The following is a 21,007-nucleotide window of genomic DNA, read 5'->3' on the forward strand; positions in this document are numbered from 1 at the left end:
CGTCCGGGGGGGGCGATCCAAGGTGGAGGCGGTGTGTCGGCGACCACCGGCAGCCGACCTCGTCATGGGGGGAGATGAGCGTCGTGCGGCCACAGCTGTCTGCTGCGGTAATGACCCACCAGCGCCGGTACGACATGGCGCTGTCGCTGCGCAACGAGCATCCGGAGCTGGACCTGCGGATCTGCGCTGACGACGGCGTGTGCGGGGAGGCCGGATCGCTGCGGTCTGCCCGGAAGGCGTGGGCCGCCGTGCGGCCCGGGGCGACCCACCACATGGTCCTGCAGGACGACGTCCAGTTGCCTCCCGACATGGTGCAGACGCTGCTCCCGTTGCTGGAGAGCCGGCCCGACGCGGTGATCTGCCTCTTCGTCGAGTGGGGCGCCTGGAGCGCCTCCGCCGCCCGCATCGCCGCACTGGCCGGTGCCGGCTGGGTCGACGTCGTCGACGAGTACATCCCGAGTCAGGGCATCGTAATGCCGGCCGACCTGGCGCGTTCCGCCGACACCCATCTGCGGGAGTCGCTCACCCGGCAGGAGCCGGACGACTGGGCGCTGATGGGCTTCCTCCAGTCGCAGGGCGTCACCCCCATCCTGGCCGTCCCGAACGTCGTCGAGCACGACAGCGGGCCGAGCCTCACCGGCAACGACCACCACGGGCTGCGCCGATCCGTCTGCTGGATGCCCGGCGCGGCGACCGCGCAGACGCTCTCCCGGGGGCTCAGCGACCTCGACCTCATGCCGTCGATGTCATACTCCTACCGGCCGGGCCAGGACGCGGAGTCCGCCATGCGGGTCGTCCCGGAGGCCCCGTCGCTCGACCCGGACGCCCCGGTGGACACCGGCGCGCACTTCTGGGTGCGCGACGGAAAGCCCGGCCGGTGGCGCAAGGTCCCGGCCCGTCCGGTGTTCGCGGACCTCGGCGTCTCCGCGGCCGATCTGGCGGCGATGACCGACGAGGCTCTCGCCCGGTTCCCCGGGCGGGCCGAGGCCACGCGGCTCCTGGGCGACTACCTGCTGACCGAGTTCTGGATCGCCGCGTTCAGCCTCGGCATGCGGGCGGCGCAGATCACCACCGGCACCGACGCCGCATCCCGACTGGACTACACGACCCCCGTCGCCGACCAGGCGCTGTCCACCATGGCCATGGGTGCGTTCCGGAACGTGCTGCCCCAGTCGCAGTACGACGTCGCCAGCCGGCTGTTGAAGCCCCTCGTCGTCGAGGGCGTGCGCAGCGGCGAGCAGTGGTCGCGGGCGCACCGCGACGTGCTGTCCGCTGCCGTGCCGACCCCGGGCCGCGGCGACACCGAACGCTGAGGGGCGTCAGCGGTACGCCTCGGCCTGGAGTCCGTACAGCTCCGCGTAGAGGCCACCGGCGGCCATCAACTGCTGATGGTCGCCGGATTCGGCCACCCGTCCGCCCTCGACTACGAGGATGAGGTCGGCGTTGATGGCTGTCGAGAATCGGTGCGACACCAGGAGGGTGATGCCACCGGTTTGCCCGGCGATCCGCCTCGCCGCCGTGGCGTACTCGGTGAAGAGCTGGTGTTCCGACTCCGCGTCCAGGCTCGCGGTGGGCTCGTCGAGCACGAGCAGCAGCGGCGTGGTCCGCATCATCGCCCGGCCCAGGGCCAGCTTCTGCCACTGACCGCCGGACAGTTCGACGCCGTCGCGAGGCTGGGAAAGGCCCAGCGGGCTTTCGAGACCACTGGGCATCCGGTCGATGACATCGGCGCCCCGGGCCCGCTCCAGCGCTACCGTCACTTCCGCAGTCGAGGCGATGCGGGGAAGGTCGCCCACGCCGACGGTTTCCCGGGCGAGGAACTCCAGCCGGGCGAAGTCCTGGAACCCGGCCGCCACGTGCCGTCGCCATGATTCGGCCGGGATCCGCCGCAGGTCGGTGCCGTCGATCTCGATGGCGCCCTCGGCCGGTTCGTAGAACCGGCAGAGCAATTTGACCAGCGTGCTCTTGCCGGCGCCGTTCTCCCCCAGGATCGCCACGGTCGACCCGGCCGGCAGCAGCAGGTCCACGTCGCTGAGCACAGCCGTGTCGGAGGACGGGTAGCGGAACGTCACCCCACGCAGGCGGATGCCCTGCTCGATCCGCTGCGGCACCTCGGCGTCGGCCACCGGGCGAGGTCCGGCACCGACCAGCTTCCGGGCCCACCGCAGGTTCTCCAGCGCCGAGCCGGTCCGCTGCAACTGCTGCAGCAGCGACACCGCCACCACCACCTGCTGGTTGACCTGCACCGCGAGCGTGATCGCGAGGACCACCGCCCCGATGCTCCGTCGGCCCGCAACGGCGTCATGGACCACCAGCAACGTTCCCGCGCCGTACCCGAGACCGAACGTGAGCAGGCCCGCCGTACGCAGGGCGGCCGCCCGCAACTCCGCGCGCCACTGCCGGTCGCTGACCTCGTTCCACAGCGCGAGGTGTCGCCGGCGCAGCTCGCTCTGCACACCGCTGACCCGCAGTTCCTTGCCGGCTCCGGGATCGACCGACAGCTTGAACAGGTGCAACGCCCGCCGGCGCAGGTGCGCGGTGTCGACGCGACAGCGTTCCAGCACCGCCTCGGCGGAGCGACCCAGCAGCACCGGCGGCACCGCCGCCAGGGGCAGCAGCAACAACCATGGGTTGACCCGCGCCAGCAGCACCGCCGTGATGACGATGCCCACCGACAGGCTGACGCCGGACATCAGCGCCGTCGTGCTGCTCCAGCCCATCCGGGGGATCTCCTGGCGCAGCACCTGGAAGCGGTCGGCGTAGTCGGGCCGCTCGTGGTGGTCCAGGCCGATCGACCCGTTGGACAGGTCGACGAGCTGCCGTTCGAGGTTCAGCGTGTTGAGCTCACCGAGCTCGAAGTACACGATGTGGGCGAAGTGACCGAGGGTCAGGGCGGCGATGGTCAGCACCGCCACCGCCGCCGCCGCGGTCACGGCGTCGTTCGTGTCGCGCGCGACGGCGGCATCCACGAGGGCCCCCAGGGCCAGCGCGGACAGCGGCAGGGCCAGCGCATTTCCGATCATGAGCACCAGGGAGACCAGCAGCCGCCTCCGGTCGACCCGCCACAACTCGAGGAGCAGGCTCAGGCAGCCGCGCAGCGAAGCGATCATGGGTTTTCCTCCGCATCCACCACGTTGCCCTCGGCGTCCAGACCGGCGGCGAAGCGCTCGGACTGGAGGCGGAACAACTCGGCGTACCGGCCGTCGGCGGCCATCAACTCGTCGTGGGTCCCCTGCTCCACCAGGCGGCCTTCCTCGATGACGACGATCCGGTCGGCGCGTCGCACGCTGGAGAACCGGTGCGAGATGAGCAGCGAGGTCACCCCCCGCGTGCGGGACACGAAGTGGTCGAAGAACTCGGCCTCCGCGCGAACGTCGAGGGCGGACGTCGGCTCGTCCAGCACCAGCACCTTCGCACCGAGCTCCAGGGCGTACAGCGATCGGGCGATGGCGATCCGCTGCCACTGCCCGCCCGACAGGTCGATGCCCGACCGGTAGCCGCCGGCCAGCGTGCTGTCCAGGCCGTCGGGCGCGGCGTCGAGTACCTCCAGGATGTCGGCGTCGGCCGCGACGCGACGGACCGCCGCACGGTCCACCGGCAGGGGCCCGGCACCGAGGGCGATGTTGTCCACCGCGGGCAGTTCGTAGCGGACGAAGTCCTGGAAGATGACGCTGACCTGGCGTCGCCACCGGTCCACCGCGAAGTCGCGCAGGTCAGTCCCGTCCACCTGGATGGTGCCGCCGACCGGGTCGTACAACCGGGTCAGCAGCTTCACCAGGGTGGTCTTGCCGGCACCGTTGACGCCGACCACGGCAGTGCACTGCCCGGCGGGCAGCTCCAGCTCCAGCCCATCCAGGACCATCCGGTCGCTGCCCGGGTAGGAGAAGCGGACGGCCTCGAACCGGATGCTTCCCCGAGGCAGCCCGTCCGGGTCGGCGGTGGCCGCCGACTGCGGCGGCACGTCCCCCGCGGCACGCAGCTCGTCGAAGCGGCGCATGCCGGTGATCGCCCGCACCCCGAGCTCGGTCTGCACGTCGGCCTCCGGGTAGTACTCGCCGAGGAGGAGGGCCGCGATCGTGGCCTGTAGGCACAGTGCGAGGTCGGTGAGGGTGAGCCGGCCGTCGGTGCCGGCTCGGGCGACGGCGACGAGCACAAGGCAGCCGACAGCCAGCCCGATCGCGGTGTAAGCCAGGTACGGCCACAGGTAGATGCGTCGGCGGTCGCGTTGCAGCTCACCCATCCAGTCCCGGGCGTTGCCCAGATAGCGATCGGTCAACCAGCCGGAGAGCCCGTAGACGCGGATCTCCTTGCCTGCCCGTGGGCTCATCGCCACCTCGCGCAGGTAGTCACCACGCCGGTTCCGATCCGCGACCCGACGCCAGACGTCCGAGTAGCGGTGCAGGCCTCCGCGCTGGCCATACCGGAAGATCATGGTGGTGGCGGCCAACGCCACCGCGGCGGGCCAGGAGACGATCACCGCCACGATGGCGACCAGGCCGGCCAGGCGGACATACCGGCCGACGAGCGCCAGCAGACCGGCCGCCGCGTTGCCCGGGGTCTCGAAGTCCTCCTGGAGTCGTCCGGTGCCCTCGGCGAGCGCGTCAAGGGTCTCGGCGTCCTCCATCGGCCCGATCCCCGTGCTGTGCAGCGCGGAGGCCATCGCTCGGTCGATGAAACGACCGTCGATCCGCCGCTTGAGCAGCTCACCGAGGGCATGCTGAGCGGGCCCCATCAGCTGCTGGGCTAGGAAGCTTGCCGCGGCCACCGCGAAGCTCGCCATCAACGCGTCCCACGCGGCGGAGCTCGTACCGGCCCGGACGGCCTCCGGAACCCGGCCGACAAGAACGCTGGTGGCCACGACGAAGACCACCGGCAGGGCACCGAGCACGACGTTGACGAGCAGCAGGGCGCCGACCAACGTCGGGCCACCGACCGGGAGATAGCGGACGATCTCCCAGTGGGAACGGGCGACGCTCTCCCGCCACCGCTTCCGGAAACCGCTCGTTCGAGCCTCGATCATGTTCCCCCGCTGCCGTCGTTCCTGTGCGACCGTCACCGGATTCTAGAGGGTTCATCGATGGGCTTTCTCCCTTCGCCGGGCCCGCGGCCGCCATCGCGACGCCCGCGCGACGCTGCGGTCCGCCGTATGATCGGGCGCATGACCTCGGTCCGCCTCGGCAGCGCCGGCCTGAACGTCACCGATCTCGCACGATCGATCGACTTCTATCGCCGTGTCCTGGGATTCGACGTGCTGCGCCGGTCCGCCCCGGGCGACCGGCCCTGGGCCCATCTCGGGGCCCGCGACGTGGTGCTGCTGACGCTGTGGCAGCAGGCGTGGGCCGGGTTCGCCGTCGATCGGGCGGGCCTGCACCATCTGTCCTTCGAGGTGGCCGACGTGGCCGCGCTGCGGGCGGTGGAGGAGATGATCAGAGCCGCCGGTGTGCCGCTGCGCGACGGTCCCGCCACGGCCGGGGCGTCCACGGCGACGGGGCAGTTGTTCCTCCACGACCCGGACGGGATCCGGCTAGAGGTGTACGCCGAGGTCGGCCCGCCCGTCGACTGGTCCCTGCCTCCGGCGTGTGGCTTCTTCGAGGAGAGCTGACGGCCACGAGCGCACCGCGTACCAGAAGGTCGGCAACGAGCCTGCTGCACCTCACGACCGCCCTGATCGGTAACACCACCGCCCGGCATGCGGTGGCTGATCGACCACACCCGCCCGCAGCGATCCGCCCCACCCCGCGACGTGTATCAGCGCACGATCACGCTCGCCAACCCCGACCAGACCGTTTGTCTCGGGAGTGTGGCGTTTTCCGTGTTTGACCGTTGGGTGTGATCGAGATGGTTAGATGGTGATCCGGTCGCCGTAGGCGAGGATCAGGGCGTTGAGGGCCTTGGCCCAACCGTAGACCCGGCCGGTGATGCTGCTGCCGCCCTTGCGTTTCTGCTGGACGACGAGGTAGAAGACCTTCATCGCGGCCTGCTCGGTGGGGAAGTGTCCGCGCCGGCGGGCGGCCTGCCGGAACCGGGTGTTCAGGGACTCGATGATGTTGGTGGTGTAGAGGACCTTGCGGACCTCGTGGTCGTAGTCCAGGAACGGCACGAACTGCGGCCACGAGGTCCGCCACAGCCGGATCACCGCCGGGTACTGGTCACCGAACTCGGCTGCGAAGGCCTCGAAACGGGCCTCCGCGGCAGCGATGGTCGGGGCGGTGTAGATCTCCCGCAGCGCGGGGGTGATCTTCTGCCAGTCCTTCCGGTTCGTATAGCGCAGGCTGGCCCGGACGAGGTGCACGACGCATTGCTGGTGCACCGCCTGCGGCCACACCTGCTCGATCGCGTCGGTCATGCCCTTCAACCCGTCGGAGCAGACCATGAACACGTCCTCCACACCCCGGTTACGTAGTTCGGTGAGGTAGCCGGCCCACTGCTTGGCGCCCTCACCACCGGTGCCGGCCCACATGCCCAGCACGTCGCGTTCCCCGTCGAGGCTGATACCGACCACCACGTAGACAGGCCGGTTCGCGACCTGCCCCTGCCGGATCTTCATCACCAGGGCGTCGATGAACACCACCGGATACACCCGGTCCAGAGGCCGCTGCCGCCACGCCTCCATCTCGTCCAGGACACTGTCGGTGACCCGGCTGACCAACTCCCGCGACACGTCGGCGTCATACACATCCGCCAGATGCGCCGAGATCTCCCCGGTCGTCAGCCCTTTCGCGTACAGCGACAGGATCGCCTCGTTGAACCCCTCCAGGCGGCGGACGTGCTTCGGGACGATCCGCGGCGTGAACGAGCCCGCCCGGTCCCGAGGAACCTGGATCCGCACCGGCCCGACCTCGGTCTGCACCGTCTTCGCACCGTGCCCGTTACGGATGTTGACCCGCCGACCCGACTCCTCGTCAACGCCGACCTCGTCAAGATGAGCATCCAGCTCGGCGTCGAGCGCCGATTCCAGGACCGTACGAGTGATCCCCGCCAGGAGCCCACCCGGCCCGACCAACGACACTCCGTCGGCCTTGGCCCGCTCCACCAGCTGCTGCGCGAACTCCACCTCCGCCGCCGTCGACTGCGGAAGCTAAACAGCGTTCTTCTTGTCTGCCATAACGTGGTCCTTCCCGGACAGGATCAACGTCCTGTCCAACGGACCACACCCAGTTCAAACACGGAAATCTACGCAGTCCCGAAGGCAGACATCACACACCAGAAGCTGCCTTCTGATGTAGGGCAGTGAAGGCCACGCGGGCGTCGGTCACACGGCGCTGACGGGACAATTCCCTCAGGCCGCCGGGCGCGCTCATCGGTCCGGGCGTACATCAGGTTCACCCTGGACAGGTTCGCGCCGGTTAGGTGGGCATGGATCAGGTCCGCCCCAATCAGATGCGCGCCGGTCAGGTTCGCGGAGACGATCGCGCCGCTTAGGTTCGCGTTGGTCAAGTCCGCGACGGGAGTTCCTTTGTCCGGAAGCTACGGCGAGGCCGGTGACGCAGCAGGTCCACGTCCGGGCTCGGGTCCGGGCTTGTGTCCGGGCCGCCGGGATGCGGCGGCGTCGGATCCAGCGCCGCGTCCGCGTTGTAGAGGAGCCGGTCGGCCAGCCGGTAGTCACGGCGGAAGCCCGTGCGCCACTGCGAGTTGCCGCCGCAACGCAACCAAGATCGACGAATGGGCGGACACCCACGGATCGAGCACATCCCGGCCCCACGCGCTGCCGCCGTAATCGAGGGTCGGCACGAACAGGCCGAACCTGACCTCCTGCCACGCGCCGTCCGGGAACACCATTCCGGCTTTCACGACCGCCAGTCTCCCGACCGCTGGGCAGCACGTCGAGCGAGATCCGACCACCTCCGGCCGGCCCGCTGCAGCGGGAGCCCCTCTAGATGATCTTCGATGATGTGCGCGACGTGTGCTCGCCAGCGGATGCCAGCCCGGGTCAACCGGCGCCAACGTGGGTCACCACAGCCGATCGTGGTCGCAAACGGGGGTTCGTGTGCTCGAGCTGTGCTCCTGGGCTGGGCAAACGGGGGTCCGGGTGCCGTGGGCGAACGTGGGCCACTCCCTGCCACCCCAGGTGAACCCGCAGGTCGCTAGACTAGGCCCTCGCGCCCCCGTAGCTCAGGGGATAGAGCATCGGTTTCCTAAACCGTGTGTCGCAGGTTCGAATCCTGCCGGGGGCACCTCGAAGATCAGCAGAAACGCCACCTGAGCAGCGGATACGTTCCCGCATCGATTGATCTCCTGTGCAGCCGGATGCCCACCCTGAGCCGCCGCTTGTAGCCGTCCGTGCAGAGTGCGTGCAACGATCTTGGACGGTTGGGGCGGCCCGGTTTCTCCAGGCCAGAACCCCCACAACGCGGAAGGGCCGCGGCGTCAGCCACGGCCCCATGCTCCCGTGCTCGCTCAGCGGGCGTTGCGAGCGAGAGCGCGAGTTGGGAGGTCATCGTCTCGCTCGTCGTTCCACGTGATGACTTGTATGCCGCCCAGCTCTGCTGCCGTTCTGCTGATCTCCTGTCCATGCGCTGTCGTCGTCCTGACCCGGCCTCGGCGTGAACTGGCTTTGCCAGTCCCGGAGCGCGTTCTTCAGCCGGACGTTCTCCTCCCGAAGGCTGGCCTCAGCGGCGTCCCTGGCGATCAGCTCGTCGACGACGCGCCGCAGGAAGGCGTAGACGTGTTCCTCGGCCAGGCCGCGCCGCCCGAACCCGGAGCGCCGGAACCGCAGCCGGCGCACCTGCTCGGGGACCATCGGAGCCAGCCGCGAGGCCGCTCGAAAGACTCCCACCGCCATCGAACCCTCCCATCGGGCCGCCGCCCGTGCTTACTTCCGCACGGCGTTCCTGGCCGTCGTACGTACCGCTGGTTTTCGGTCGGGTTGGCGGACCGCAGCGGCCGGCGGGGTGGCCCGTTGGAGGCCCGCCTTCTGGACGTAGATCTCTCGGCGATCCAGGGCGTTGCCCTTCGGATCGAGGACGTACCCGGTCAGCCAGATCCACCCGTAGTAGGTGGGCTGGTCGGGGACCTTGATGACCCGGAAGATCAACGCCCGGTCGCCGCCGAACTGCACCGACGCCTGCCGGTTGACGTACAGCACGTCTCCCGGCTTCGGAACCACGACCGCCTGCCTTCCCCGTCTCGGATTGCTCGGGGCACCGAGGCGGGCGGGCTTCCGCTACGGCCGACACCGCGCCTCCACCAGCACCCGCCCCGGGCCAACTCAGGACACGGCGCAACGCCGCGTGATCGTCAGAGGGCCGGCGGCCGTCACCGGTTAGGCGACGACCGCCAGCCCCGCCCACTGCCCCTGCGCACCGGTGCCTGCGCAGTCGAGGCAGTCGCGCCGCTGCAACCGGTTCGGGTCGCCCGGTGCCCGGAGCGAGCGTCGAGGGCTGGCCATCTTCCAGCCCCGCCCCTCGCACGCGGGACACGCAGCCGGTGCGGACGGCGAGGACCGATGCGGTCCCCGCTGTGGGCGCGACCCCTCCACGCACCGCACGACACGCACCCCGGTTTGCTCAGCGCCCCTCCTCGCTGAGCTCACCTCCCGGTGTGCGCGCCGACGCGGTTGCCCATGTGCATCACCGGGATGCACATGCACAATTGCGGTGGGTGAGCCGTCCATGTAGGAGAGCCTGCCCGGGACCTACGGGACCGATCGAGGACCCGTACGTACACCTCTGGCGGACATCGAGCGGACACCACGAGGACCTTCATTGCCGCAAGGACCTCACCCGGCGAGCGTGGAGACAGCCCATCAGGAAGGCGTAGACGGATGGCACGAGAACGCCGCGAACCTCGCACCATGCTGGAGTACCTGATCCAGCAGAGCGACCGCACGTACGAGGAAGTGGCCGACGAGTTCTCCCGGATGGACTCCCGGGCGGCGATCAGCGCCCGGCACCTCGGGCGACTGGCACGCGGCGAACGCGACCTGGCCTCATCGACCCCCGCCACTCGGCGGGCACTACAGGCCATGTTCAACAAGTCCATCGACGAACTACAGCGCCCCTGGGCTCCCCACCAGTTGACCCCTGCGCCGGAGCGACACCTTGTTGTCGACCCCACCGGCGCCGGCCCGGAAAGGAACCTTCTCGCCATGGCCGCACAACGTGCCCGTCAGTACGCCATGCTCGCCGCCGAGTCCACCAGCCCCGCCGCCATCGAACAGCTTGCCGAGGACGTGCAGCGCCTCGCCCTGGCCTACCCGCAACGCCCCGTCAGCCACGTGCTGCCCGACCTGGTCGAGACACAGGACACCCTGTTCACCCTCCTGGAGCGCCGCCAGGCCCCGAACCAGTCCAGGGACCTGCACTTCCTCGCCGGCATCACCAGCGGCCTGCTCGCCAAGGTCTCCCACGATATGGCCGACCCCCACTCGGCGATGCTCCAGGCCCGCACCGCCGTGCTCTGCGCCGAGCAGGCCGGACACCCCGGGCTACAGGCGTGGCTGCGCGGTCTGCAATCCCTCGTCGCGTACTGGGCCGGCCGCTACGCCGAGGCGGTCCGCTACGCCGAAGCCGGCCGCGAGCACGCCACCCAGGCCGGCGGCACCTCCGCCGTGTGGCTGCCCGCCAGCGCCGCCCGCGCCTACGCCGCACTCGGCAACGCCGAACAGGCCAAGGCCGCCATCACCGAGGCCGAAGACGCCTGGTCCCGCGTACGCCCCGACGAGATGGACGAGATGGGTGGCATCTGCACCTTCAACCAGCCCCGCACCCTCTACTACGCCAGCGACGCCCTCGCCTGGCTACCCGGCGAAGCCACCGCCACCGAGCGATACGCCCTTCGCGCCACCCAGGCGTACGCCGACCCGAATGACCCGGCATGGGCGTTCGGCGACCAGGCCGGCTCCCACGCCAACCTGGCCATTGCCCGCGTGGCCAGCGGGAACCTGGACGCCGCCGCCGACGCCCTGGCCCCCGTGCTCGACCTGCCCGCCGACCAGCGCATCAACGGCATCATTCACTCCGTGCGCCGCGTCCATCAGGCCATCACTCGCGCCGGCCACGCAGGCGACGCCCGCGACCTCATCGACGGCATCGAACACTTCACCCACACCCCGGCCAACGCCCTGCCTCGATAGGGCACGATCGGGAGCATGGACCCGATCACCATCCCCGGCCGCGTCATCACCCTGCGCGACATGCGCTCCGATGACGCGGCCGACGCGTGGGCAATCGTCGGAGACGACCGGGTCACCCAATGGCTCTCCTTCGACAGCCGGGACCAGGCCGCCGCAGTCGCCATGGTCGAAGGCACCATCCAACGCGCCCAGCACATCCCGCGCACCGAGTACTACCTGGCCGTCACCGACACCACAGACCGCATGATCGGCTTCGCGCGACTCGGCCTCACCGGCCACCAGGCCGCCAAGCTCGGGTACGCCATCAGCGCCGACCACTGGGGCCACGGCTACGCCAGCGACGCCGCCCGCACCATCGTCGACTACGGCTTCCAGACGCTGAAACTCCACCGCATCACCGCCGCCATCGGCCCCGACAACACCGCCTCCAACGCCGTTGCCGAAAGACTCGGCATGCGGTACGAGGGCCGGCTACGCGATCACGTCTTCACCAACGGAGCATGGCGCGACTCCCTGCTCTACTCCATCCTCGCCCGGGAATGGACTCCAGCCGCCGGCTGACGTTAGGTCTGAGGCGCGGAGCTGTCCGACCGATCGCCGGTACGATAGCCGCCATGCGCGACGCCGACACGCCGCCGCAAGAACCCACCGACGACCGACCGCACCCCACAGCACTCACACCCCAGCAACGGGCCGACCTAATCCACGCAGCCGCCGCCGACGTACGCGAACGCGTGCAGGCGTGGCGCGACAACCCGAACTGGCGCAACACCCCAGCCAACAGCCACCGCTACGAAACGACCATTGGCGCGATCGATGCTCTCGGCCAGCTACCCGGCCCAGGCACCGAGGAAGCCGTAGCCAGCCTGGCGAATGCCGTCCGCCCGGTCATCGTGGAATGGCGCCCCAGCCGGCCAGGCCCCGAGCAGTCGATCTACGCAGCAGTGGAACGCCTCCGGCGGACGATTGACACCAGCACGTAGGACCGATCGCACTGGAAGAAATCTCATTGCCGGGGCAATTGGTTCGAACTTCCTGTACGTGTTCGAGGTGTCCCCGGCGGGGCCGCTCGTGCCGGTCGACAGGGGCGCGTGGCCGGTCGATCCGCGTGTGCTCCACACCTGCTGCGTTCGGTGGCCCATCGACGGCCACGAGACGATTTGCCTCGTACGGGCACGATTGCGCAGTGTGACGAGACGGTTGAGTGTCGCCTTGATGGCGGTCGGCGGGTTGGTTCTGATGTCGGTCGTGCTGGTGTTGGTTCCTCGATCGTGGTGGGGGGTCCTGACTTCCGGGTGGCGGGTGCTGGTGCCGGTGGCGGGAGGCGTGGCGGCGCTGGTCGCGGGGGTCCTGTTGTGGCGGCGGGACGGCGTGGAGCATGAGGTGTCTGCCGCGCCGACGCCACCGGATCGGCAGGTGCGGCCCTTGCGGTCGTGGGTGGTCCCGGTTGGGGTGGCCGTGGTGGGAGCGGTCACCTGGGTTGCGGTCACCTGGCTGCAAGGCTCTGTGCCGGTGGTGGGTGACCGGGTGCAGCGGGCGCAGTTGCGGGTGGAGTCCATCCGCACCGGGCTGACCATCGGTGCGGCGGTGACTGCCGCGTTCGCGTTGCTGCTGGCGTTTCGCCGGCAACAGTTGGCCGAGCGCACCCAGCAGGCGACGGAGTACGACGCCGGGGAGAAACGCGTCACGGAGCTGTACGTCAAGGCCGCCGACCAGCTCGGCGCGGACAAGGCCCCGGTCCGCCTCGCCGGCCTGTACGCCCTGGAACGCCTCGCCCAAGACAACCCCGCCCACCGGCAGAGCATCGTCGAGGTGATCTGCGCCTACCTGCGCATGCCCTACACCCCACCCGACGGCGAGTCGGCCCCGGAACCCTGCGATCAACCACCTGCGGGCGGCCCGGCTCTCGCCGCACCGACGGCCGCCACCGCCGACAGCGACAAACCGGCCGCAGACCCTCGGGAAGAACGCCAAGTCCGCCTCGCCGCCCAACGCATCCTCGCCCGCCACCTGCGACCAACAACCCCAGAAGGAAAGCCCCACCCCTCGTACTGGGGCCCAAAGGTGGTGCTCGACCTCACCGAAGCCGTCCTCATCGACCTCGACTTCGCGGGCTGCCACCTCCACAACGCCATCTTCATTAGAACCCATTTCACCGGCACCACCCGGTTCGGCGAGGCGACGTTCAGCGGCACCACCCGGTTCGGCGAGGCGGCGTTCAGCGGCGGCGCTTGGTTCGGCGAGGCGGCGTTCAGCGGCGGTGCCTGGTTCGCCAAGGCGGCGTTCGGGGGCGTCGCTGGCTTCGGTGAGGCGACGTTCGGGGGCGACGCCGGGTTTGACGAGGCGACGTTCGGCGGCGACGCTTGGTTCGACGAAGCGGCGTTCAGCGGCGACGCCGGGTTCGACGAAGCGGCGTTCAGCGGCGACGCCGGGTTCGACGAGGCGACGTTCGGGGGCGACGCTTGGTTCGACAAGGCGGCGTTCAGCGGCGTCGCCGGGTTTGACGAGGCGACGTTCGGGGGCGTCGCCGGGTTTGACGAGGCGACGTTCGGGGACGGTGCCAGGTTCGGCAAGGCGACGTTCAGTGGCGACGCCAGGTTCGGCAAGGCGACGTTCAGTGGTACCACGCGCTTCGGCGGGGCCACCCTCGCCGGGGCAAGGTACGACGGACCGGAACAGCCATCTGCCGAATAGCGTTGCCGATTGACCTCTATGGGATCAAGGCGCTGACGCGCGGCGCGGGGCGCGGCAACCGGCTCCTGCGGAGCCGCCGCCCCGGGCCTACCGGCTCGGGGCGGAAAGTCAGCCGGCCCGCAAACCACGCCCCGCGTGTCATCCCCGGGGTCAGTGAGGTGACCCGGTGACGAGCCTGGCTCGACTAGGTCGATGCGACGAAGCCGACCGCCGGCCGCGTCCACCCGACGATCTTCGAAGCCGTAACAGGGACGCCCGTGGCGGAGTTGCCGAACGGAACACGAGGCCGCTCGGGTGTCCGGGGTGGGGGGAGAAGGTGAAGGTGAGGGCGAGGTGGGTAGAGAACGGGTGGGGAGCTGCCCGCGCGTCACCGCCAGGTGGCCGACGGCTTGAGGAACCCGACGGAGTGGTCACCCGCCAGCCCGAGCGAGGTGACTCCTCCCGCCGGTCGGACGGGTGCGGGTGCGTCGGGGTCGTCATTCGGTGGCTGGGCTCGACCGAGGTGGGAGTTGCCGAACGGTTCGACGGGCGGTGCAGGCGGCCGGCGGACGCGGGGTCAGAGCGCCTCCGGCGGGGGGCCAGACGACTCCGGGATGGAGTTGCCGAACGGTTCCGGTGGGTGGGCGGTTGACGAGGGATGCCATCCCGTCAGCCACCGACCCAGGCAAGCCGAGCAGACCAGGGCCAGGGTGACAACGTCGTACGTCCTGTAGGGCGCTCCACCTTGTCACCCTGGCCCTGGCTCCACGGTGTGTGGGTCGGCGGCAGACGGGATGGCAGAGCGGAGGAGCTGCCGGGCGGTCACTCACTCGACATGGATAATGCGAGGGTGACTAGCCCACCCAACGGCCCCGCCAGCCGGTCAGGTTTCTTGACAGACCTACAGCGTGCAATGATTATCAAAGCCCTTACGGAAAGAGGGGCAGACAGTCCGTGCCCTCGATGCCGTAATCGAAATTTCGCTGTCACGGATGGCCTAGTCTTCAATAGTCTTCAGTCTAATGGCATGTCCTTCCGGTTGGGCGGTGCTTCGATTCCCGTTGCCGTAACGGTTTGCAGCAAATGTGGCTTCGTTGCGGAGCATGCGCTCGGCGTACTCGGCCTGCTGAATAATGAGGACTTCGATAAGGCGGGGAAAGATCCCAAGTGACTTACGCGGAAGAGCCGGCCGAGGGGCAAGTCCTGGGGAAGGATGAGATGCTACCCGTGCAGCGGGACGGACGTAGCACGTTGAGCCTGGATGTGGGCGAGAGAATCAGTAGTTCTACAACGCTCACAGTGAATGTTGCGCAGAATGTGCACATTACCACACGGGATAAGATCGAGCTTGCTCTACGGAAGACCCTGCCAATGTATGCCGACTTGGGTTCGCTGATTGGCCCTCTTGGTGTCTTCTTGGCGCTCTTCGTTGGCCTTGTTACGGCTAATTTTCAGCCCCTTCTTGGTGTCAGTTCAGAAACCTGGAAGGCTATATTTATTGTTTCTGCCGCAGCGTCCGCGATGTGGACCGTTCGGAATTCTTGGCGTTTCGCAAAACGCAAAACACTGGAAGACATCGTAGAGGCGATCGTTGCAGAATCTGAGAATCAGAACTAATGCCTTGTCTTTGAGCGTTGATCGTGTAATCCGCTGGTTCTGAGGATGTATCGGGCGGCTGTCTCCCAGCACTCGTCTGGGGAGGTGGTGGCCGGTGGGCAGACGGCCGGAGGTGTTTGTCCGGCAGGCGTCGATGGTCGAGGGGCAGCGGTTGCAGCGGATCGGTCGGACGGCGAAGGACCCGGTGAAGCTGCGTCGGGCGATCGTGGTGCTGATGTCCGCCCAGGGACAACCGACCCCGGACATCGCCCACCTGCTCAAGACCAGCGAGGACTACGTGCGGAACGTGATCCACGCGGGGGTTCGACGCCCTGGACCCAAAATGGAGCGGGGGCGCACCGAGACGGGTCGATGAGCAGACCCGCGACTGGATCTGTGTCATCGCCCGGTGCGACCCCCGTTTCCTCGGCCAGCCGTTCTCCTGCTGGTCCTTGGCCAAGCTGTGCGGTACTTCGCCCTCAACGGCACCGACCATCGCAGCCACACCGAACAGGACGCCGCGACCGGCGACTACATCCGCTGGCGCAACCAACGAGCCCGACCGAAAACCGGATTCGCCACCGGCTCCAAGATCCGCCACCCGGATTACCCGTTCAAGGCTGCATGACGAGGCGCTAGCAACGGAATGGGCGAACCGCGCTTCTCACTTTTTGACAGTATCATGGGCTGCGTCGAAGACGCGGATAGGTCGCATTATGTTATAGCGACGCCAGCGAAGGCCGCGTGCATCGACGAACTCAACCCAAGGTACGTAGTGGTCCGCACTCTTGGCGCTTAACACGAAGCGCTGAGGTGGGTTGCTCAGCTCGAACCCATTACCTGGCAGGAGTACCGGAATAACCTCGCGCCATCGCGTCTTGTTTGGGTTCCCCCCTTCGCTCTGGAGCCCAACCCATAGCTCGACGTCCAAAATGGCATACTGACTGTGATTCACGACTGTCACTGATACGATTTGCATCGTTCGCTCATCGAACTCGCAGGTCGTCATAATCAGACGTGCTTGCGCCACATCTCGATCCGCCTGATCCGCCTCCATTCGAGCCAGGTCCTCCGAGCGCTGCTCGTCGAGCCTTTTAACGTCTTCGTGTCGACGCTTCCGCTCAATATAGAGTGCAGTTGCGGCTGCCGCGAAGGCCCCTCCCGCAAACAGGGTGCTGAAGAATCCACCCCATGCTTGCATCCAGTCGGTGACCTTAGGTGCCTCTTCACCAGATGGAGGACGGTAGCTCTTAGAGATGGCGATCGGGCAGACGGCTAAGGCCAACAAACTCGCGATGATGCCCAGCTTCAGTAGGCGCTGTAGGCATGAATCAACGATCATTCCGGCATGATGCCCCGTCATGCGCCTACTGGTGCTGTCGGTTACCTGACACGGGCTTCGCTTTCTTGTACGAGTACCTGCTGCGCGGGTCCGCAGGGGCTACCGGCGGTGCCCTCAGGCAGGGGTGCGTCGTACAGCAGTCAGGTGCCGCAAGCGACCGCACCAATGCGGGGCCGCAGGGGGTAGCACCAGGCCGCCGGCCAGTGGTACCCGCCGAACGAAACCACGATGTCGCCTCTTGGGGAGAAGGGATAGATCTACAACTTATGTTTCGCTCGATCTTCGTCGCCTTCCCCGAACGAGGCAAGGATTGACTGCGGAGTTGAGTTTGTCGCCATCGACGCCAAGTGGAGCAAAGTTACTCCCAAGTTGATCGTCCCAGTCAGCACTGGCTCAATGTCCCCGTCCTCATCTATCAGTCGATTTACTGTATCGATGAATGCCGGCGAAGGGCCGCCTTCGTGTAGATGAGCGCTGAGTACCAGGGATCCGCGCTTCATTCGATACCGGCCCTCAGGTGACATGGGGGGTGGGCCGGGTCTGATGAATTCACCAGCACGCCGGAATGGAGCAAGAAGGTCGCCTGTTGGATCTATTGACTCAAGCTTGGCGATGGCATCCATTGGTATTAATGTAGGCGACATTTGGTAACCCCCTTGGCCGCTCGGTGTTAGACGCAGAAGGCACGGTTGGGTCGTCTCAACGGTCATTCGATTGAGGTGTCGCCGAACAACTGGAAGCGCTTGAAGGCACTCCCTTACGTCAGTTGCAACCGTGGTTTGCAGGATTCCGTCGAGGTGAGGCATAGCCTGACTAATCAACGGAAGTAGTTCAAAAGCTGGCTCCATTGCGGCCAAGTCGGCTCGAACTTTCGGGCCCCAGTTGAAATTGCGCAACAGGTCGTCTCGATTGAGGCGGAAAGAGATCTTTTGATGTAGTCCGGCTGCCCGTTCCTCTTCCGTAGGGGTATCAAGATGCACGCTACTGATGGGTAATCCGCAGTGAGTTGCATAGTTCCTGAGCTTGTAGAGAAATCGATATGCAATAGAGGAGTCAAACGCGCGACTGCATGCCGACTTGAAGTCGATGAAGTGAGTGGATGTTTCGCCAAATGTTCGCTTGAGCCACGTTTCTTCATGGTCAAGGAATAGTCGGACAACGTTCAGCCAGTTAATGCAGGCGTTCATAAACCCGATCGCTGCATCGCGTGGCTGGATGCGCCCATGCTCCCGAGGTAAACCGAACAGTCTCAAGTAGTATGTGTTCAGCGAATCTATTTCCTCGTAATTGCGGGCCACTAGTTTGAAGATGTCGCGTACCCCAAGTCGCAGTACGGGCTTAAGTGCTGTCTCAAGTTCCTTATACTCTGTTGCGTCTAGCTCGACATCGAACCGGAATTTCAGCTTTGCGCCCTGGGTTCCCTCTTCCAGGGAGGCTAGGCCGTACGCAGGGCGGTCGGCCCCTTGAGGTAAGGTCACTGGCTTAACATAAAGCTTGTCGAGCGGCAAGGGAAGCGCGAAAGTGAGTTGTCTTCGGATGGCCCCTAGTTCGCGTGGCTGGCGTGGGGTCACTGGCGCAGACCCGGACGGCAGTCCAGCGTAAGATCAAAGGGCGTAGATCAGGTGCAGCCGAGGGCAGTCAGCGTCGGCAGACGCCGGCTTGGGGATTGACGGGCTGAAAGGTCGGATTGATGGCGCCTGTTTGCTGCGGTGGGTGTAAAAGGGCCAACTCGCGCCAGCGGTACGGTGGCTGTACAGCCACCGTACCGCTAAGCCAGCCGACGGGCGCGGTCCGGGGCTGGCGGAGGGAGACACGGCGAGCAGGCCAGCACGCTAGCTGACATGAGCCTTGATCTTGCAACGCGGGATCTGGGAGTTTGTCCCGCGCTGCGGACTACCCTGCGGGCGGCCTCCGGCCGTCCTCGGGCGTCCGCAGCGCCTCGTGCAGAATGCCTGCAATGATCTTGACGGGCGGAGCCGGTAAGCAGCCGGCCCGCCCAGGTCACGGCCACAGTGGTCACGCTGCCGCTGTCGCCTTCCTAAACCGTGTGTCGCAGGTTCGAATCCTGCCGGGGGCACCTCGAAGATCAGCAGAAGCGCCACCTGAGCAGCGGATACGTTCCCGCATTGATTGATCATCCGATGCCATCCGAAGCCGCCGATTACAGCTGTCCGTGCAGACTGCGTGCAATGATCGCCCAGCGTGGCATGTCCGGCCGGTTGATCGATGTGGCATCAGGTGTGGAACGTCCTTCAACGCGCTCGGCGTGATGCCGTCACCGCCGCTGGCTGCAGTCGAAGGTCGTGCCAGCTCACCCAGCAGTCAGATTGCTCGGTCGCGACTTCGCTGCCGCACCCGCGGCACACGAGATTCGGTCCGTCCAAGCCGTCGAGTCGGCAGCACCCGTTGCGCCGGCTCGGGTCAGGATGAGGGCCGAGGCCATGAACGTCGTGCGGGTTCACCAGGATGGTGCCCCGAGGTCCGTCGGACACGTGCACCCGCGGATCGGCAGTCGTCGGTACGTACGGAGGACCGAAGGGCTCCGGGTCGACGGCGAACCTGCCGGGCCGCACCCGCGTGACGGGTACGTCATGATCGTTGGCCGCCTGCCCTGACGGCTCACCGGACAGTGCCGTCTCCGCCAGGTCACCGGTCAGCGGCATCCCGCAGACGAGGCAGGCGAAGATCGTCACCCGCCCATGGTCGCACGAGTCGTCAGTTCGTCGACCTCGTCGGCGAACAGGAGCGCCGGGTCGAAGCCCATGCCGACGAACTGGCCGGCGAGTTCCAGCGACAGCACGCCGTGCAGCCGCGTCCAGAAGGCCAGTGCCCGACGGAGGGCCGCCGCCGGCACGGAATCGTCGCCCGCCCACTGCCGATGGCTGTCGAGGTGCGCCTTGAACGGAGTGTCGGACGGGTCGGCGTGGTCCCTCCGGCAGGCGCCGATGATCATCGTCATGATCTCGCTGGCGATGGCCGTGGTGTCGTCGGGTGCGCGGTAGCCAGGAACCGGAGTGCCATAGATCAACAGGTACCGGTGTGGGTTGACCAGGGCCCAGTCGCGTACGACCTGAGCCAGCATCGCGAGGTCGGCGCCGTTGTGGGACGCGGTGCGCAGCGCGTCGGCGAGACCGTGGTACGCGTCCCTGATGAGAGCGGTGATCAGGTCGTCGCGGCTGGCGAAGTACCGGTAGAGAGCAGGCCCGCTCATGCCCAACTGCTTGGCGATCGCCTTGAGCGACAGCGCAGGCACGCCGACCGTGGCGATCTGCTCCCACGCGTGCTGCTTGATTTCGGCCTGCATCTGAGCCCGGTAGCGCTCGCGCGGCCCGACCACCTCGCTGTCGCTCGATCCATCCACGGTCACGGTTACAGGCTATCACTGCCGCTATTGACGGTAGCTCAATGCGAGTTATAGCCTGTAACTAACGCGATGCTGGGTAACTTTCCTGGTGCTCGCCCCTGAACAAGGAGACGGACGATGATCAGATCCCGCCGCGGCGCCCGACTGTCCGCAGTGCTCGCGATCCCGCTGTTCGCGATCGGGGCTCTCGGTGTGCCATCGCCAGCCTCCGCCGCAACCGCCGGCGGCCCTGCCGGGTCGATCCCATCGGCCTCGGCTCCGCTGACCTGCGCCGGTCGAGGGGTCGACCCGGCCGCCAAGATTCGGTACCGGACCGAAACCCTGATCGAGGCACCGCTGCACACCATCTGGAAGCTCCAGACCGACGTGGAGCACTGGCCGTCGTGGCAGCCGGTAGTCACAAGCGCCGAACGGCTGGACCGCGGAGCGCTGCGCCCTGGCTCGCAGTTCCGGTGGACCACCCCCGTACCCGAGACGCCGAGCACTCCTGCCACGACCCTGTCCATCACGTCCACCGTCCACCAGCTCAAGCGCAACACGTGCATCCGCTGGTCCGGGCCGGCAGTCGGTGAGGGCCTCCGCATCGACATGGGCGTCCACGTCTGGAACTTCACGCCCGTCAAGGGTGGCGTGCTGGTGCGCACCGAGGAGACCTGGACCGGTGCCCAGGTCGAAGCGGATGTGGCGACCTCCACCGCCTATCTCGGCTACGGCCTCGAAGCCTGGCTGAGCGATCTCACGAACGCCGCCGGCGCCGAGCAGTGCGGCAGGACCCGCACCGCGTGAGCCTCACGTACGCGGTGTTGCCCGGCGCTCACGACGGCGCCGGGCGCCACCGCTCGGCCTGCTGGCGGCGCAAACGCCGGCAATCGGCCGGCGGGTCGGCCGATTGCAGACTCCGCCAAGGACCGGAACCGATGCCTCCGGCGGGGATCTTCGACAGAGATGGGGCCGCCCA

General features: G+C 67.5%; 21 protein-coding genes and 1 tRNA gene. 11 read left to right on the plus strand and 11 right to left on the minus strand.

The window, feature by feature from the left end; translation table 11 throughout:
- Positions 1 to 110: 110 nt before the first annotated feature.
- On the plus strand, positions 111 to 1,313 hold the full coding sequence (locus LPA42_RS05515) for a hypothetical protein (RefSeq protein WP_077935955.1): 1,203 nt from the start codon (positions 111 to 113) through the stop codon (positions 1,311 to 1,313).
- A 6-nt stretch (positions 1,314 to 1,319) separates the two neighbouring features.
- On the opposite strand, the gene LPA42_RS05520 is transcribed toward LPA42_RS05515, so the two are convergent.
- Both LPA42_RS05520 and LPA42_RS34365 read right to left on the minus strand, forming a co-directional pair.
- A complete protein-coding gene (locus LPA42_RS05520) occupies positions 1,320 to 3,110 on the minus strand; it encodes an ABC transporter ATP-binding protein (RefSeq protein ID WP_077935956.1) in 1,791 nt (596 codons plus the stop codon).
- Positions 3,107 to 5,056 carry an ABC transporter ATP-binding protein gene (locus LPA42_RS34365; RefSeq protein WP_144082531.1) on the minus strand — a complete coding sequence of 650 codons (1,950 nt, stop codon included), beginning with the start codon at positions 5,054 to 5,056 and terminating at the stop codon, positions 3,107 to 3,109. Before LPA42_RS34365 ends, LPA42_RS05520 begins: the two co-directional genes overlap by 4 nt.
- Positions 5,057 to 5,158: 102 nt before the next feature.
- Between LPA42_RS34365 and LPA42_RS05530 the strand changes: the two genes are divergently transcribed.
- Positions 5,159 to 5,602, plus strand: coding sequence for a VOC family protein (locus tag LPA42_RS05530; protein WP_077935970.1), 444 nt, complete (start codon positions 5,159 to 5,161; stop codon positions 5,600 to 5,602).
- A 240-nt stretch (positions 5,603 to 5,842) separates the two neighbouring features.
- On the opposite strand, the gene LPA42_RS05535 is transcribed toward LPA42_RS05530, so the two are convergent.
- The 3 genes from LPA42_RS05535 to LPA42_RS05540 all read right to left on the minus strand — a co-directional run bounded on the left by LPA42_RS05535 (position 5,843) and on the right by LPA42_RS05540 (position 7,791).
- Positions 5,843 to 7,054 (minus strand): IS256 family transposase, encoded by a 1,212-nt coding sequence (locus tag LPA42_RS05535; RefSeq protein WP_228986377.1) that lies wholly within the window; start codon positions 7,052 to 7,054, stop codon positions 5,843 to 5,845.
- 119 nt (positions 7,055 to 7,173) lie between these two features.
- On the minus strand, positions 7,174 to 7,437 hold the full coding sequence (locus tag LPA42_RS33780; RefSeq protein WP_077935958.1) for a pentapeptide repeat-containing protein: 264 nt from the start codon (positions 7,435 to 7,437) through the stop codon (positions 7,174 to 7,176).
- A 165-nt stretch (positions 7,438 to 7,602) separates the two neighbouring features.
- Positions 7,603 to 7,791, minus strand: coding sequence for a hypothetical protein (locus tag LPA42_RS05540; RefSeq protein ID WP_144082532.1), 189 nt, complete (start codon positions 7,789 to 7,791; stop codon positions 7,603 to 7,605).
- A 310-nt stretch (positions 7,792 to 8,101) separates the two neighbouring features.
- Between LPA42_RS05540 and LPA42_RS05545 the strand changes: the two genes are divergently transcribed.
- Positions 8,102 to 8,174, plus strand: a tRNA-Arg gene (locus LPA42_RS05545).
- Between the two features lie 260 nt (positions 8,175 to 8,434).
- On the opposite strand, the gene LPA42_RS05550 is transcribed toward LPA42_RS05545, so the two are convergent.
- The gene (locus LPA42_RS05550) at positions 8,435 to 8,782 is read right to left on the minus strand and encodes a DivIVA domain-containing protein (RefSeq protein WP_228986378.1); all 348 of its coding nucleotides are present in this window, start codon (positions 8,780 to 8,782) and stop codon (positions 8,435 to 8,437) included.
- Between the two features lie 30 nt (positions 8,783 to 8,812).
- Positions 8,813 to 9,106 carry a hypothetical protein gene (locus LPA42_RS05555; protein ID WP_077935959.1) on the minus strand — a complete coding sequence of 98 codons (294 nt, stop codon included), beginning with the start codon at positions 9,104 to 9,106 and terminating at the stop codon, positions 8,813 to 8,815.
- 687 nt (positions 9,107 to 9,793) lie between these two features.
- On the opposite strand from LPA42_RS05555, the gene LPA42_RS05560 reads away from it, so the two are divergent.
- From LPA42_RS05560 to LPA42_RS05590, 7 genes are all read left to right on the plus strand, one after another.
- A complete protein-coding gene (locus tag LPA42_RS05560) occupies positions 9,794 to 11,074 on the plus strand; it encodes a hypothetical protein (protein ID WP_228986379.1) in 1,281 nt (426 codons plus the stop codon).
- Positions 11,075 to 11,089: 15 nt separating this feature from the next.
- Positions 11,090 to 11,635 (plus strand): GNAT family N-acetyltransferase, encoded by a 546-nt coding sequence (locus LPA42_RS05565; RefSeq protein WP_077935961.1) that lies wholly within the window; start codon positions 11,090 to 11,092, stop codon positions 11,633 to 11,635.
- 53 nt (positions 11,636 to 11,688) lie between these two features.
- Positions 11,689 to 12,057 (plus strand): hypothetical protein, encoded by a 369-nt coding sequence (locus LPA42_RS05570; RefSeq protein WP_144082533.1) that lies wholly within the window; start codon positions 11,689 to 11,691, stop codon positions 12,055 to 12,057.
- A gap of 205 nt (positions 12,058 to 12,262) precedes the next feature.
- Positions 12,263 to 13,768, plus strand: a complete 1,506-nt coding sequence (locus LPA42_RS05575) for a pentapeptide repeat-containing protein (RefSeq protein WP_228986380.1) — start codon at positions 12,263 to 12,265, stop codon at positions 13,766 to 13,768.
- A 1,146-nt stretch (positions 13,769 to 14,914) separates the two neighbouring features.
- Entirely contained in the window at positions 14,915 to 15,364 is a 450-nt protein-coding gene (locus LPA42_RS05580; protein ID WP_144082534.1) for a hypothetical protein, read from the plus strand.
- A gap of 94 nt (positions 15,365 to 15,458) precedes the next feature.
- Entirely contained in the window at positions 15,459 to 15,719 is a 261-nt protein-coding gene (locus LPA42_RS05585) for a helix-turn-helix domain-containing protein (RefSeq protein WP_198956439.1), read from the plus strand.
- A gap of 87 nt (positions 15,720 to 15,806) precedes the next feature.
- Positions 15,807 to 15,971 (plus strand): hypothetical protein, encoded by a 165-nt coding sequence (locus tag LPA42_RS05590; RefSeq protein ID WP_198956440.1) that lies wholly within the window; start codon positions 15,807 to 15,809, stop codon positions 15,969 to 15,971.
- Between the two features lie 36 nt (positions 15,972 to 16,007).
- On the opposite strand, the gene LPA42_RS05595 is transcribed toward LPA42_RS05590, so the two are convergent.
- From LPA42_RS05595 to LPA42_RS05610, 4 genes are all read right to left on the minus strand, one after another.
- Positions 16,008 to 16,685, minus strand: coding sequence for a hypothetical protein (locus tag LPA42_RS05595; RefSeq protein WP_144082535.1), 678 nt, complete (start codon positions 16,683 to 16,685; stop codon positions 16,008 to 16,010).
- 257 nt (positions 16,686 to 16,942) lie between these two features.
- Positions 16,943 to 18,163 carry a hypothetical protein gene (locus tag LPA42_RS05600; protein ID WP_144082536.1) on the minus strand — a complete coding sequence of 407 codons (1,221 nt, stop codon included), beginning with the start codon at positions 18,161 to 18,163 and terminating at the stop codon, positions 16,943 to 16,945.
- 774 nt (positions 18,164 to 18,937) lie between these two features.
- Positions 18,938 to 19,378, minus strand: coding sequence for a hypothetical protein (locus LPA42_RS05605; protein WP_144082537.1), 441 nt, complete (start codon positions 19,376 to 19,378; stop codon positions 18,938 to 18,940).
- Positions 19,375 to 20,052, minus strand: coding sequence for a TetR/AcrR family transcriptional regulator (locus LPA42_RS05610; RefSeq protein ID WP_228986381.1), 678 nt, complete (start codon positions 20,050 to 20,052; stop codon positions 19,375 to 19,377). The genes LPA42_RS05605 and LPA42_RS05610 overlap by 4 nt, the downstream gene beginning before the upstream one ends.
- A 114-nt stretch (positions 20,053 to 20,166) precedes the next feature.
- Here LPA42_RS05610 and LPA42_RS05615 point away from each other — a divergent pair, with 114 nt between their 5' ends.
- Positions 20,167 to 20,835 (plus strand): SRPBCC family protein, encoded by a 669-nt coding sequence (locus tag LPA42_RS05615; protein WP_077935962.1) that lies wholly within the window; start codon positions 20,167 to 20,169, stop codon positions 20,833 to 20,835.
- Positions 20,836 to 21,007: the final 172 nt, after the last annotated feature.

It is taken from the genome of Micromonospora sp. DH13 (assembly GCF_020873825.1).
Taxonomy (GTDB): domain Bacteria; phylum Actinomycetota; class Actinomycetes; order Mycobacteriales; family Micromonosporaceae; genus Micromonospora; species Micromonospora haikouensis.